The following is a 13,035-nucleotide window of genomic DNA, read 5'->3' as shown; positions in this document are numbered from 1 at the left end:
GCGCCGGAGCGCTGCTGGAGGGTGGTGGTCATGAGAACGGAAAGAAATGTTCCCGAAGGAACGGTTTAAGGAAGGGCAGGAAAGCCCTGCCTGCTCGGGAGTGTAAAGGAAGTTTGCGCTGTGTGTCCAGAGATTGCGAAACCAACGCTTATGGGCCTCAGGACAGAAAAGCGAGGCTTCCGAAAGACTTAAGATTCATGAGACTCGCTGGGGCGCTTTTTGGTTCTGATCCGCTGGATGCAAGCCGGCCATCGCTTGGAGGAAACCGTTCCTCTGACCCAGGCCCGTTACAGGCGACTGGAGCTGGAGGCTCAAGGTGCCACCGTGTATTGGAGTGAACGTCTGGCCCAACGCTAGTTCTGCTGAGAGGCTTGGGCCAATCGGGAAAGGCCCATGCAGCGTTTGATTCCTCTGCTTTGTCTTCTGGTGACCTCGGTTGGCCTCACCAGCTGTGGACTGGTGTCCTCCAGTGGCGACAAGCCAAACGCCAACACGAGAGCTTCGATCAAACAGCTGGAACGACGGATCAATCAGCTGGAGCAAGAGCTGCAAGAACTCAAGTCACCCGCCGGCGATGCCGACAGCAAGACACCAGCCGGCCCGCTGCGATCCCTCACCCTGCGGATCGGCACCGAGGACGATCGATTGCGGATGTATTGGGCGGATGGTCAGACGAGCAATCTGATCTGCTCTGAGGAGGGCAAAGGTGTTTGGGCCTGCGGTTAAGCCGCAGAGAGCAGCTGCTTCAAGGCCGGCAGCCAGGTGGGCTCCACAGGCCACACCTCCCGGCGCGTGAGGGAAAAAGCGATGCTTTTCTCCGCATAGGCCGCTTCGTTCACAAACACCGGAATCTCCCCTTCAACCCACCCCTCACCACGATCGGTCCCATCCGCAGCCCGGAACATGGGCTGGGTTGAGGCGATGTCCTGCCAATCGCGCCCCTGTAGTTCGGGATGAACCAGGGCCTGCGGCTCTCCTTTCTCCGACTTCGGGAGATCGCGACTCCCCAAGTGGCGATGCACCACCAGAGCGTCCGGCAGCCGGGCCAACCCCTGACGTGCCTGATCCACCGCCCTAAGGCACGTTTCCAAGCCAAGACGGGTCTGTTCAACGACCCGGGCATTGAGCAGACCTTGCGGCACAGGGCCAACCTCGATCACCAGTCCGCAGGGCCAGGATTCCACGAGAAAGCCGGTCTGCTGAGCATCGGCTTCGTGCAGATAAATCGGCAGGCCAAGAGCCCCCTGCACCAAAGCCGCGAGGGCGAGATCAGCGGGGCGCCGGCCATACACCACCAAGGAATTTCCCATGGCCGCTGTGGTGCTGTGCAGATCAACGGCTACAACGCAGGGCTGCTCGCCGCTGGGGCCGTGCAAGTGCAGGAGTTCCCCAGCACGCTGGAACTCCAAGCCGGAGGCCCCCTGCTTCAACTGTTCCGGGAGGAAGCAGCGGTTGAGGTCACGATCGACGTAACGGCAGCGGCGGCGCAGCGCTTCCGGGTTGCCGATCACCCGCTGCACCACCAAACCTGCAGCGTCAATCAGATCAGGGTTGGCCTGCCACTGCTGCAGCAACCAAGGGGCATTGACCTCATTCCCGTGGGTGCCGGCCACCACAAGAACGCCACAGCTGCTCATGAACCACAGCGAACCAAGTTCTGACTGAAGCACGAGTCACAGCGAGGATGAAAGCGATCCAAACCGCGCCATGTCGATCCCACCTGTCGTGGTCACGGCCGCCCGTCGCAGCTGGCGATGGCAATGGCAACGGCTCATGGGTGGGCTGGGCCCAGCCGATGCGGCCGGCAATTACATCCGACCAAGCAGCGATCCGCTCACCCCGCCGGCCTTGAACCCCGCGGACCTGCTCCAGCGCAGCGCCGGCCAACGGCCGCTGCTGGTGATCGGGCGCAGTTGCCCTTGGGCCCATCGCACCTGGCTGGTGCATCAGCTGCGCCATCTGCACGACAGCGTCAGCCTCCTGATGGCACAGGCGGATCACAACGCTGGACGCTGGGCCCTCAATCCAGCCTGGGAGGGGTGCGCAACGTTGCTGGAGTTGTATCAGCACTGCGGCGCCCCCCCTAGCTACCGGGCCACCGTGCCTGTGCTGGTGGATCCCAAAAACCACACCCTGCTGGGCAATGACAGTGCTCCACTGGTGGACCTGTTAAACCGCTGGCCCCATCAAGACGGGGTTGTTGACCTGGCACCGGCGGAATCAACCGACAAGATCCAGGCCTGGCAGCAGCTGCTGCAACCGGCCATCAACGATGGGGTTTACCGCTGCGGTTTCGCCCGCAACCAAGCGGCCTACGACCGCGCTGAAGCCGATCTCTTTGCCGCCCTCGATGCGGTGGAGCAAAGCCTCGCAACCAATGGTCCATGGCTGTGCGGCACAACACTGACCCTGGCTGACGTGCGGCTGTTCCCCACCTTGATCCGATGGGAGCTGGTCTATACCCCACTGTTCGGCTGCAGTCGGCACCCGCTCTGGCACTACCCGCAACTCTGGGCCTGGCGACAACGCTTTTACGCCCTACCGGGCGTGGCGGAAACTTGCGACGGCAACGCCTGGCGACACGATTACTTCGGTGCATTGTTCCCCCTCAATCCCGGCGGGATTGTTCCAGCCGGTCCCGACCTGAGCACACTGGTAAACAGCACGGCAGCGTCGGGATGACCAGCGCAGATCCAACTTTTGAAGGTGTCTATGGCACCTACTCGATCACCGCCGCCGATCGCCTGGAGGTGCGTTCCTATCGAATCGCCCTGTTAATCACCGGCCTCAGCCTGGCCGCCGGAGTGCTGCAGTGGTGGCAAACCGATAACCCCTGGGCATGGCTCTGGGTGCTGCCGATGGCCACGGCCCTGGGCCTGGCGCTCCGCTGGATTCACATTTATCTCCGTCCCTTGCACCGCGCCCTTCAATTGTTCTGGCTCAGCGGTTGCATCGGTTGGGGGGCACTGCTGCTGCAGGCCGGCCCCACCGAAGCGCTCTCCGCCCTACGGGATCAGCCGATCTGGATCCTGGCCATCGGCCCGCTGTTTGCCGCCTTGGCCGGCATCGGCTTCAAGGAGTTTTTCTGCTTCCAACGACCCGAGGCGATCGGCCTCACCTTGCTGCTGCCTGCAGCGCTGCTCGGGCACCTGATGGGGGTAATCAATGGCCCCCTCTGCCTGGCTCTCCTGGAGTGTGCAGCGTTGCTGCTGGTGCTGCTGGCCCTGCGCAAATTCGGGATGGATGCGGCAGCGGATGTGGGCGACAAGAGCGTGTTTGCTTATCTGGACGGTCAACTGCCCGCTGGCACACCGTGAGTCTGATCAGCCTGGTGGGTGCGGCCAAGGATTTCGGCATCCGCACCCTCTTTTCCGATCTCGACCTCCACATTGGGGATGGCGAGCGGCTGGGCCTGATCGGCCCCAATGGCGCCGGCAAATCAACGCTGTTGAAAGTTCTGGCGGGGAAGGAACCCCTCGGTGAGGGAGAACGCCGCTGTTCTCCCCGGCTGCGGGTGGAGCTGGTGGGTCAGGAGAGCCGAATTACACCGGGGCTCACGGTGATGGAGCAGGTGCTGGAGGGCTGTGGCGCCAAACGGGATCTGCTGATGCGCTTCAGCGCTCTCAGCGACGCCATTGCCGCAGACCCCAGCAATGAAGCGCTGATGGCGGAGCTGGGTCAGCTCAGCCAACGCATGGATGAAGAGGACGCCTGGAGCCTGGAGCAGCAATGCCGGGAAGTGCTGCAGAAATTGGGCATCAGCGATCTCCAGCGCCCGGTCGACGACCTTTCCGGCGGTTACCGCAAACGGGTGGGCCTGGCATCAGCCCTGGTGGCTTGCCCCGATGTGCTGCTGCTGGATGAGCCCACCAACCATCTCGATGCCACTGCTGTTGAATGGCTGCAGAGCTGGCTGGATCGCTATCCCGGTGCTCTGGTGCTGGTCACCCATGACCGCTACGTGCTCGATCGGGTGACGCGGCGGATGGTGGAGGTGGACCGAGGCCAGGCCCGCACCTATCAAGGGAATTACAGCACCTTTCTGCAGCACAAAGCGGAAGAAGATGCCTCAGAGGCAGCCTCAGCAGCCAAATTCAAAAGCGTGCTTCGCCGCGAATTGGCATGGCTGCGCCAGGGCCCCAAGGCCCGCAGCACCAAACAGAAGGCGCGGCTGCAACGCATCGAAGCGATGCGTGAGCAGAAACCCAATCAGGCCAAAGCAAAGCTGGAGATGACCGGCATCAGCCGGCGCATCGGCAAACAGGTGATCGAAGCCGAAGCCGTTGGCGTCACAGCCGATGGCAACCAGGGTGGTCGCCCACTCCTCGATGGCTTCAGCTACAGCTTCAGCCCCGAAGACCGAATCGGCATCATCGGCCCCAACGGCAGCGGCAAATCCACCCTGCTTGATCTCATCGCCGGACGGCGCGAGCCCACCCAGGGCAGCCTGCTCCTTGGAGAGACCGTTCACATCGGCTACCTGGACCAGCACACCGAAGCCTTCAACGAAGGCAGGGGGCTCGATCGCAAAGTGATCGAGTTCGTGGAAGAAGCCGCCAGCCGGATCGATCTAGGGGGTGAACAGGTCACCGCATCCCAGCTTCTGGAACGCTTTTTGTTTCCACCGGGCCAGCAGCACAGCCCCTTGGCCAAGCTCTCCGGCGGCGAGCGCCGTCGCCTCACCCTCTGCCGGATGCTGATCCAGGCGCCCAACGTGTTGCTGTTGGACGAACCCACCAACGATCTGGATGTTCAAACCCTCAGCGTTCTCGAAGACTTTCTTGAGGACTTCCGGGGCTGCGTGATCGTTGTTTCCCACGACCGCTACTTCCTCGATCGCACCGTTGATCGTCTGTTCTGTTTCGACCAAGGACGGCTCAATCGGTTTGAAGGGAACTACAGCGCATTTCTGGAGCAGCAGCGTCAGGAAGAACGCAGCCAAAACCAGGCGAGCAAACCCACCACACCAAAACCAGAGCGCAGCAGCGAAAGCAAGCGCGACGGTCCTCGGCGTCGAAACTTCAAGGAAAACAAGGAGCTTGCGGCTCTTGATCAACAGCTGCCTGAACTGGAGCTGAAGAAAGAGGACCTGGAGCAACAGATGACCCAAGCGGGCGCTGACATGGCCAAGCTGAGCCTTGAGCTGGCTGATCTGATCTCCCGCATCGAACAGGCCGAAGAACGCTGGCTGGAACTCAGCGAATTGACGCCCTGATCAACGATCTGGAGCCATGGTTGTAGCTACGGCTACCGCCACTTCAGATCAACATTGTCGGATGGTCATGGGGCGGGATTCCACCACTCCAAAACCGATGAATCGCCGTAAAGTGCCTTGAGGCCACGGTCTCAATTCATGAAGTCCATCGACGAACACATCCAGCAGGATCAATCGGAAATCGAAGCTGCCAAGGCAGCTGGAGACGAGGCCAAGGTTCGTCACCTCACCGATGAGCTGAAGTCGCTAGAGGAATACAAGGAACACCACCCCGGCGACAGCCACGACCCCACCTCCCTGGAGCTGCATTGCGAGGCCAATCCCGATGCCGATGAGTGCCGCGTCTACGACGACTGAATCAACAAACGTCGTAAATCCAACGAGGGCTCAGTAGTCCTCGTTGTAGTCAGAGGGGCTGCCGGTCAGGCTGCAGACGACAGCCTCTTCGAGACGCATCGCCTTCACTTCAGCGATGGGACGTCCCATGCGTTGAAGTACAGCAACAGACTCTTTCGTTTGGCACCGGGCGATCACATCGCCCTTGTTGTCCAGACAGGTGTAGAAGGTCATGTCATGGGAGAGACATCCCCGTTATGGCTCGCACCTGATCAACCCACAAGCATTGACGTGGCTGATCACATGAAGATTGTCTGGAGCTCAGCTCACACCCCGAGCTCAGCCCAGGTTTCGGACAGCAACTGATCGAGATTGGTTCCCATCGCTGCAGAAATGCAGAGCACGGGACGACCACTCGCTGCTTCAAGGTTTTGCCGCAACGTGGGGAGATCCTCCTCTAACACCAACTCCTGCTTGTTGATCACCAACAACCGTGGTCGATCAACAAGACCATGGCCATAGGCCTCCAGCTCCTGCTGGACGACGTTCAGGTCAGCCACGGGATCCTCGGATCCAGCGTCCACGAGGTGGATCAGTAAACGGGTGCGTTCGATATGACGCAGAAAGTCGTGGCCAAGACCAGCACCCTGGGCGGCCCCTTCAATCAAGCCTGGAATGTCTGCGAAAACGGTTCCATCTCCACTGGGGCGGCGCACCACACCAAGGTTGGGGACCAGAGTAGTGAACGGATAATCGGCAATCTTGGGCCGCGCTGCCGACAGCACGGCGATCAAGGTGCTCTTGCCTGCATTGGGAAGACCAATGATGCCAACTTCAGCCAGCAACTTGAGTTCAAGCTGCAGGGGCCATTCCTCACCCTCTCGCCCCTCGGTGAATTTCTCCGGCGCGCGGTTGCGGTTGCTCAGGTAATGGGCATTGCCCAGACCACCTCGTCCTCCAAAGGCAACGGTGAGACGTTCCCCCGGCGCTGTTAGGTCGCCCAGAAGAATGCCGGTGCGCAGATGGCGCACCTCCGTGCCGCAAGGAACCTTGATCACCAAGTCTTTCCCGGATGCACCGGTGCATTTGTTCGGGCCACCGCGTCGCCCGTCATCGGCAGCGAACAGGCGTTTGTATTTGAAGTCGAGAAGGGTTTGCAGATTGCTATCGGCCTCCAGAACCACGGGAGCCCCACAACCGCCGTCACCTCCGGAAGGGCCTCCAGCCGGCACATACTTTTCACGGCGAAATGCAGCGATGCCATCGCCGCCGCGACCGCCTCGGACCGTGATCCGTGCCTGATCGATGAACTGCACGGTGCTTCCGGCTGAATCCAGTCCTTAACCCTAAGATTCAGCCGCTGCAGCTCTGCCGTTGGCCGGCGTCCGTTTCGAAGACCTCAGCAAGACCTTCCCAGGACGCGGTGGCGGAGATCCCGTTGAGGTGATTCGTCAGTTGAATCTGACGATTATCGATGGTGAGTTTTTGGTGCTTGTCGGTCCCTCGGGGTGCGGCAAAAGCACCTTGCTGAGACTGCTCGCTGGTCTCGACAATCCCACCAACGGCGAAATCAGAATCGGAACCCGGCCCATCAGCGATGTTCCGCCGGCGCGCCGCAACGTCGCCATGGTTTTCCAGAGCTATGCGCTTTACCCGCATCTCAGCGTGCGGGACAACCTCAGCTTCGGACTGCGCAGAAGCCAGGCAAGATCAACATTCCAGCGGATCCAAGACCAAGCCTTTCGATCCACGCGCGCGTTGCCCCAATCACTGAGGGTGCAGTCGGTAAGAGAAGAACGAATCGAAACCAGGGTGAACACCGTTGCCAGATCTCTGGAACTAACGGAATTGCTCGACAGAAGGCCAAAGGAACTGTCTGGCGGACAAAAACAACGGGTCGCCCTCGGGCGTGCCATGGCACGCAATCCTGAGGTGTTCTTGATGGATGAACCGCTTAGCAATCTCGACGCAAAACTCAGAACGAGCACGCGCCAAAGAATCGTCGAGCTGCAGCGCGAATTGGGCACAACAACGGTTTATGTCACCCATGATCAAGTGGAAGCAATGACCATGGGTGATCGCATCGCGGTGTTGAACCAAGGGCGCTTGCAACAACTGGGGACACCGATGGAGTTATACAAGTGGCCCTCCAACATCTTCGTAGCCCAGTTCATTGGCAGCCCGGCAATGGGCTTATTGCCCGTAACAGTGGGACCGAATGCAACCCTCATTTTGGGCAGTAAGCGGATACAAGTTGAAGGCGAAATGGTCGAGCCTTTACTTCAACGTGAAGGCCAACATCTCACCGCAGGGTTAAGACCTGAACACTGGCATCTGGCACCACCAACAAACCGAAACCTCCAGGCCGAGGTGAGCCATTGCGAGCGCCTGGGCAATGAACAGATCCTCAGCTGTCGGCTCCTGGATTGCGATCAACTCATCCAAGTCAGATGTTCAGCGGAAATCAACATCAACAGCGGCGATGCCATCAACCTCGACCCTGACCCCACAGGCTGGCGGTTGTTTGATGCGGATGGAGAAGCGATCCGTTAGTCATTGAAGGGGTTGAACCAACTCAGCGGACCCAGACAACGCTGCAACCCGGTCCGCCGTCCCCCTGTTCAGCATCGGTCACCCGTTCCACGTAGGGAACAGTGTCCAGCCAAGTGCGCAGGCCGCGCTTGAGCTTGCCCGTGCCAATGCCATGGATCACCCAAACCGGGCCATTGGCACTGCGCAAGCATTCCTCGACTGCCGCTTCGGCCTCATGCACCCGCATGCCACGCACATCAAGGGTGTTACGACTGGTGCGCACCTGTGCACCACCGACGCCAACTGAACGGGCTTGCACCTTCACCACCGGCTTTGAAGGCGGCTCCGGCTTACGACCATCCAGGCTTTCCACCGCCGCTAGATCCACCGTGGTGCGCATCACCCCGCAACGGACCGTCAGCTGAAGGCCGTCATCGGAGATGGCCAACACATCCGCAGCCTTGCCGAGGGCCAGCAAGCGCACGCGATCGCCCACCGCCGGACGCCAGCCCGGCTTGGGTGCACGCCGTTCAGGGGTGGGGCGGTGATGGTCCTCCAAGCTGCGTAACCGTTGCCCAGCCCGCCGCGCGGTTTCCCCATCTGCGCGCTCATCACGCAGCCGGCGAATCAGCGTGCGAACTTCCTTCTGGCCTTGGCGGATCGACTGCTCCAAGCGTTGACGCCCCTGCTCCTGGTGTTGCGCGGTCTGCTGCTTTTGCTTGTGCCAGCGCTGCAGCAACTCCTCGTGCAGCAGCTCAGTGCGTGCCAAGAGTGCTGCAGCATCTTCTGCCGCGGCCTGTTGGCGCTGCCGTTGCTCCTCCAAACCGCGGATCACACTGTTCACCTCACCATCTCCCCCTGGAGCCAGAAGCTGCTGGGCCTGGTGAAGCACATCCGAATCGAGACCCAAGCGCGTCGCGATCGCCAGGGCATTGCTGCGTCCAGGAATTCCCCACAGCAATTCGTAGGTGGGAGACAAGGTCTCGGAATTGAAGGCCACGGAGGCATTCTCGAAACGAGCGTCGTCGTATTTGAGAGCCTTGAGTTCACCGAAGTGAGTGGTGGCAATCGTGAGCCGGGCTCGATCGGCAAGAGCCTTGAGCAAAGCCGTTGCCAAAGCCGTTCCCTCGCTGGGATCCGTTCCGGCACCCACCTCATCCAACAGCACCAGGGCAGGGGCACTACCGCGCTGCAGCGCCTCAAGAATCCGCCCGATGCGCTTCACATGGCCGCTGAAGGTGGACAAGCTCTGCTGAAGGGATTGCTCATCTCCGATGTCCGCCAGCACCTGGGAACACCAGGGCAGGGAGGGTTTCCCTGAACAGGGCAAGAGCATGCCGGCGCGCGCCATCAGTGCAGCAAGGCCGATGCTTTTCAGGGTGACCGTTTTGCCACCGGTGTTCGGCCCAGTGATCGCCACCACCCGCAGCTCCGGCGACACCTCCACCGAAATGGGAACCACGGGCGGCCCATCCGCCCGTTTGTGCTGCCACACCAACAGTGGGTGCCGCAGACCTGAAAAGCGAAACGGAGCCTCCGCTGCTGGCTCAAGCTGCGGCTCCACCCCGCCAAGCCAGCGGCCGTAACGCCCGCGGGCCAGCGCAAGATCAAGCGTGCGCAGCACAGCCACAAGCTGGTTGAGGGCGGATGCCTCTTCAGCCACCAGAGCACTCAGCTCCGCCAACACCTTGCGTTCTTCATCGCGAATGCGCGACTCCAGCTCCACCAACTTGTTGCCCATCGTGAGCACCGAGCGGGGTTCCACAAAGAGGGTGCTGCCTGAGGCCGAGCTGTCGTGAACCTGGCCGGGCACCTGGCTCACCGCACCGGCCTTCACCGCCAGAACAGGTCGGCCATGACGCTCGGCAATCACACTGTCCTGCAGGGATGGGGCCAGGCGCCGCAGCAACGCCTGAAGTTTGTCGCGACGCTCCTGGCGCAGCCCGTTCCATTGATGCCGCAGCGCCGACAACGCCGAGCTGGATCGATCAGCAACGCGGCCCCCCTCTTCGAGGGCAAATTTGAGCCGCTGCTCCAACTCCGGCAGCGTCACCATCGTTTCAATCAACGCAGTGCACACCGGGCGTAGCTCGGGGTCGTCGATCTGACGGCGCAAGCGACGGGCCGCTGCCAACGTTTCCGCCACGGACAGCAGCTCTTCACCGGAGGCCACCCCACCCTTGCTGCAGCGCAGCACCACTGGCTCAAGGTTCTGCACGCCGCGGAAGCTGAGTCCCCCTTCGGTGAGGTCATCGAGCACCGCCATTTCAACGGTCTCGGCCAGGCGTTGTTTCGACTCATCCAGAGTGGCCGGCAGCGGTTGAACCCGGGCCGCATCACGACCCATGCCGGTGCTGGCAAAGCCGCTGAGATGGTCACAGACCCGATGCCACTCCAGCAGTTCAAGGGTTTCCTGCTGAGCCCTATCCGCCTCTTGACTCAAGTCAATTGCAGTTGGAGGGGATGCCACCGGGGGGTTCATAAAGCATTTCGAGCCAGTTGCCTTCCGGGTCTTTCAGATAGAAAGACGCCGTGCCGTCGCGGTGGTCATGGACAGCACCAACGTGCACACCCTGCGCTTTGAGACGGTCGTGAATCACATCCACCTGCTCACGATCGCGGAAATGGAAGGCGAAATGTGGGCCAGCGGCCTTGTAATTCGGGCCTAACAAGGCGAGCCCGTCGCGTCCTTCCCCGGCTTCCAGATAGCACCAGTCGTCGGCGCGCCAGACCAGATGCATGCCCAGATCGGTGTAGAAGGCAACAGCCCGATCGACGTTCTCAACGCGAATCGCAACGTGACCGAGACGATCCACACCCTTGGGTTGATCGGCTGTTGCCATCGAATCAGGCCTCCTTCAACCAGGCCGCTGCATCGCAGGCGTGGTACGTGAGGATCAGATCGGCACCGGCGCGCTTGAAGCTCAGCAAGGTCTCCAGCACGACAGCCTTTTCATCGATCCAGCCCCTCTCCGCCGCGGCCTTCACCATCGAATACTCACCACTCACGTTGTAGGCAGCGATGGGGAGTTCCGACTCCTCGCGCAGACGGTGAATGATATCGAGATAAGCCAAACCAGGCTTCACCATCATGATGTCGGCGCCCTCCTGCTCATCGAGCTGGGCCTCGGTAATGGCTTCCCGAGCATTGGCGGGATCCATCTGATAGGTGTCTTTGTTTTTGGGGATCGGCTTGCTGCCGGCGGCACGCGGGGCGGAGTCGAGGGCCTCGCGGAAGGGTCCGTAGTACGCGGAGGAGTACTTCGCCGTGTAGCTGATGATGCCCACATGTTCGAAGCCTTCATCGTCGAGGGCTTCCCGGATGGCGCCGACCCGGCCGTCCATCATGTCGCTTGGGCCGATCAGATCAGCGCCCGCTTCAGCCTGCACAACGGCCTGCTTGCAAAGCAGTTCAATCGTCTCGTCGTTGAGGACCACGCCGTCCTGACTGACGATCCCGTCATGACCATCGCAGGAGTAGGGATCCAGGGCGACGTCGGTCATGATCGCCATCTCAGGAATGGCTTCCTTAATCTGACGGATTGCCCGAGGAATCAGGCCATTGGCGTTGAAGCATTCAGCCCCGTCTTCGGTCTTCAGCCCCTCAGACACCTTCGGGAAGAGAACGATGCAACGCACCCCCAGGTCGTAAGCGCGCTGCACTTCGCCGGTAAGGGCTGCCAAGCTCCAACGGCTAGCACCAGGCATGGCACCGATCGGCTCCACCTCAGCGCCTTCATGCACAAAGAGGGGATAGATGAAGTCTGCAGCCGAGAGGCTGTGCTCACGCACCATGGCGCGTAGGGCGGGCGTACGCCGAAGACGACGGGGGCGGTAGGTGAGCTCCATCAGACCCAAACACAAGGTGTGATCGTAAGGGTCACCCGATCAGAGGGCCGCCGAACGAAGCCACTCTTGACGTGGATGGTCCGTGCGCTTGGCACGCAACTGCTCGAGCAAGCGACGCTCCTCCTCACTCCATGAGGGCGGCATGGCCAGCGTCAGCGTGAGTAGGAGATCACCGCGACCGGTCTTCGACGGCCAGCCTTTGCCCTTCAGCCGCAGGCTGCGGCCCGGGGCGGTGCCGGCCGGAATGCTCACCTGGGCATCACCATCGGGCGTCATCACCGAGACCATGCCTCCAAGAGCCAGTTCATCAAGGCTGACGGGCAGATCGGCCCGCAGCTGATCCGACTCCAGGCGCCAGATCGGGTGCTCCTGAACCTTGAGGTTGAGGTAGAGGTCGCCCCGCCGTCCGGTTCCCGGTTGCAGGTTGCCCTTGCCCTTCAAACGCAGACGCGAGCCGTTCTTCACCCCGGCAGGGATACGCACCTGAACGCGCTCGTTATTGACCGAGAGGCTGCGTTCGCCACCGCGGAAGGCCTCCGCGAAGGTCACATTCACCGAAGCTTCGGCATCCAGATTCACCGGAGCGCGTGAAGCCTGGGCACCACGGGGGAAACCGCCTCCTGCGAATCCACCGCCGGGGAATCCACCCCCAGGGAAACCTCCCCCCTGAAAACCGCCGCCAGCCGGTCCACCGAAACGGCCCAACAGGTCGTTGATGAAATCATCGAAATTGCCGTAGCGACCGAAGTCAACATCCATGCCAGGAGCTGCTCCCCCGCCCATGCCGCCGGCCTGATTCCAGTACTGGCCGAACTGCTCATAACGACGCCGTTTCTCAGGATCGGAGAGCACTTCGTAGGCCTCACTGATCTCCTTGAACCGCGCTTCAGCCTGGGCATCACCGGGGTTGACGTCAGGGTGGTATTGGCGCGCCAGGCTGCGAAAGGCTTTCTTGATGGCAGTGGCATCGGCACTGCGATCGACACCGAGCACCTGGAAATAGTCCTTGTATCCGCTGCCTGCCATACCCATTCAGTGGTGATAACAGTCTCGCCGCAACAGGGCTTGCGTGGTTACTTCCGCATGGAGGGAAGCCCGAACGC

General features: G+C 61.2%; 14 protein-coding genes. 7 read left to right on the top strand and 7 right to left on the bottom strand.

Features of this window, described 5'->3' with window-relative positions:
- Window positions 1–219: 219 nt before the first annotated feature.
- Window positions 220–357 (top strand): hypothetical protein, encoded by a 138-nt coding sequence (locus tag FZZ90_RS12740; protein ID WP_226426142.1) that lies wholly within the window; start codon window positions 220–222, stop codon window positions 355–357.
- A gap of 36 nt (window positions 358–393) precedes the next feature.
- Window positions 394–726: a hypothetical protein gene (locus FZZ90_RS12735; RefSeq protein WP_226426141.1), complete on the top strand. Its 333-nt coding sequence runs from the start codon at window positions 394–396 to the stop codon at window positions 724–726.
- On the opposite strand, the gene FZZ90_RS12730 is transcribed toward FZZ90_RS12735, so the two are convergent.
- Window positions 723–1,637 carry an aspartoacylase gene (locus FZZ90_RS12730; RefSeq protein WP_226426144.1) on the bottom strand — a complete coding sequence of 305 codons (915 nt, stop codon included), beginning with the start codon at window positions 1,635–1,637 and terminating at the stop codon, window positions 723–725. The genes FZZ90_RS12735 and FZZ90_RS12730 overlap by 4 nt on opposite strands.
- Window positions 1,638–1,707: 70 nt before the next feature.
- On the opposite strand from FZZ90_RS12730, the gene FZZ90_RS12725 reads away from it, so the two are divergent.
- The 4 genes from FZZ90_RS12725 to FZZ90_RS12710 all read left to right on the top strand — a co-directional run bounded on the left by FZZ90_RS12725 (window position 1,708) and on the right by FZZ90_RS12710 (window position 5,572).
- Window positions 1,708–2,682: a glutathione S-transferase C-terminal domain-containing protein gene (locus tag FZZ90_RS12725; RefSeq protein WP_226426140.1), complete on the top strand. Its 975-nt coding sequence runs from the start codon at window positions 1,708–1,710 to the stop codon at window positions 2,680–2,682.
- On the top strand, window positions 2,679–3,317 hold the full coding sequence (locus FZZ90_RS12720; protein ID WP_226426139.1) for a DUF2301 domain-containing membrane protein: 639 nt from the start codon (window positions 2,679–2,681) through the stop codon (window positions 3,315–3,317). Before FZZ90_RS12725 ends, FZZ90_RS12720 begins: the two co-directional genes overlap by 4 nt.
- Window positions 3,314–5,215 (top strand): ABC-F family ATP-binding cassette domain-containing protein, encoded by a 1,902-nt coding sequence (locus FZZ90_RS12715; protein ID WP_226426138.1) that lies wholly within the window; start codon window positions 3,314–3,316, stop codon window positions 5,213–5,215. Before FZZ90_RS12720 ends, FZZ90_RS12715 begins: the two co-directional genes overlap by 4 nt.
- A gap of 138 nt (window positions 5,216–5,353) precedes the next feature.
- Window positions 5,354–5,572 carry a CP12 domain-containing protein gene (locus tag FZZ90_RS12710; RefSeq protein WP_226415295.1) on the top strand — a complete coding sequence of 73 codons (219 nt, stop codon included), beginning with the start codon at window positions 5,354–5,356 and terminating at the stop codon, window positions 5,570–5,572.
- A 30-nt stretch (window positions 5,573–5,602) separates the two neighbouring features.
- On the opposite strand, the gene FZZ90_RS12705 is transcribed toward FZZ90_RS12710, so the two are convergent.
- Together FZZ90_RS12705 and cgtA are read right to left on the bottom strand one after the other, a co-directional pair.
- Window positions 5,603–5,785 (bottom strand): hypothetical protein, encoded by a 183-nt coding sequence (locus FZZ90_RS12705; RefSeq protein WP_226426137.1) that lies wholly within the window; start codon window positions 5,783–5,785, stop codon window positions 5,603–5,605.
- A 92-nt stretch (window positions 5,786–5,877) separates the two neighbouring features.
- Entirely contained in the window at window positions 5,878–6,867 is a 990-nt protein-coding gene (cgtA, locus tag FZZ90_RS12700; RefSeq protein WP_226426136.1) for an Obg family GTPase CgtA, read from the bottom strand.
- A 58-nt stretch (window positions 6,868–6,925) separates the two neighbouring features.
- On the opposite strand from cgtA, the gene FZZ90_RS12695 reads away from it, so the two are divergent.
- On the top strand, window positions 6,926–8,104 hold the full coding sequence (locus tag FZZ90_RS12695) for an ABC transporter ATP-binding protein (RefSeq protein ID WP_226426135.1): 1,179 nt from the start codon (window positions 6,926–6,928) through the stop codon (window positions 8,102–8,104).
- Between the two features lie 22 nt (window positions 8,105–8,126).
- Here FZZ90_RS12695 and FZZ90_RS12690 read toward each other — a convergent pair whose 3' ends face one another.
- From FZZ90_RS12690 to FZZ90_RS12675, 4 genes are read right to left on the bottom strand one after another with little or no spacing between them, the layout of a single operon-like run.
- Entirely contained in the window at window positions 8,127–10,565 is a 2,439-nt protein-coding gene (locus FZZ90_RS12690) for an endonuclease MutS2 (RefSeq protein ID WP_226426134.1), read from the bottom strand.
- Window positions 10,528–10,926 carry a VOC family protein gene (locus FZZ90_RS12685; protein WP_226426133.1) on the bottom strand — a complete coding sequence of 133 codons (399 nt, stop codon included), beginning with the start codon at window positions 10,924–10,926 and terminating at the stop codon, window positions 10,528–10,530. The genes FZZ90_RS12690 and FZZ90_RS12685 overlap by 38 nt, the downstream gene beginning before the upstream one ends.
- A gap of 4 nt (window positions 10,927–10,930) precedes the next feature.
- Window positions 10,931–11,932, bottom strand: a complete 1,002-nt coding sequence (hemB, locus tag FZZ90_RS12680; RefSeq protein WP_226426132.1) for a porphobilinogen synthase — start codon at window positions 11,930–11,932, stop codon at window positions 10,931–10,933.
- 39 nt (window positions 11,933–11,971) lie between these two features.
- Window positions 11,972–12,958, bottom strand: coding sequence for a DnaJ C-terminal domain-containing protein (locus FZZ90_RS12675; protein WP_226426131.1), 987 nt, complete (start codon window positions 12,956–12,958; stop codon window positions 11,972–11,974).
- Between the last annotated feature and the right edge of the window lie 77 nt (window positions 12,959–13,035).

This window comes from Synechococcus sp. MU1617 (genome assembly GCF_020514235.1).
In the GTDB taxonomy this organism is placed as follows: Bacteria; Cyanobacteriota; Cyanobacteriia; order PCC-6307; family Cyanobiaceae; genus Parasynechococcus.
Note: the sequence above shows the minus strand (reverse complement) of the source record. Positions and strands in the feature narration are given on the sequence as shown.

Bases quoted from the DNA above. Each gene is read 5' to 3' on its own strand.
- FZZ90_RS12705 (WP_226426137.1), bottom strand. From the start codon at position 5,785: ATGACCTTCTACACCTGTCTGGACAACAAGGGCGATGTGATCGCCCGG.
- FZZ90_RS12685 (WP_226426133.1), bottom strand. From the start codon at position 10,926: ATGGCAACAGCCGATCAACCCAAGGGTGTGGATCGTCTCGGTCACGTT.
- FZZ90_RS12720 (WP_226426139.1), top strand. From the start codon at position 2,679: ATGACCAGCGCAGATCCAACTTTTGAAGGTGTCTATGGCACCTACTCG.
- hemB (WP_226426132.1), bottom strand. From the start codon at position 11,932: ATGGAGCTCACCTACCGCCCCCGTCGTCTTCGGCGTACGCCCGCCCTA.
- FZZ90_RS12690 (WP_226426134.1), bottom strand. From the start codon at position 10,565: ATGAACCCCCCGGTGGCATCCCCTCCAACTGCAATTGACTTGAGTCAA.
- FZZ90_RS12710 (WP_226415295.1), top strand. From the start codon at position 5,354: ATGAAGTCCATCGACGAACACATCCAGCAGGATCAATCGGAAATCGAA.
- FZZ90_RS12735 (WP_226426141.1), top strand. From the start codon at position 394: ATGCAGCGTTTGATTCCTCTGCTTTGTCTTCTGGTGACCTCGGTTGGC.
- FZZ90_RS12730 (WP_226426144.1), bottom strand. From the start codon at position 1,637: ATGAGCAGCTGTGGCGTTCTTGTGGTGGCCGGCACCCACGGGAATGAG.
- FZZ90_RS12675 (WP_226426131.1), bottom strand. From the start codon at position 12,958: ATGGCAGGCAGCGGATACAAGGACTATTTCCAGGTGCTCGGTGTCGAT.
- FZZ90_RS12725 (WP_226426140.1), top strand. From the start codon at position 1,708: ATGTCGATCCCACCTGTCGTGGTCACGGCCGCCCGTCGCAGCTGGCGA.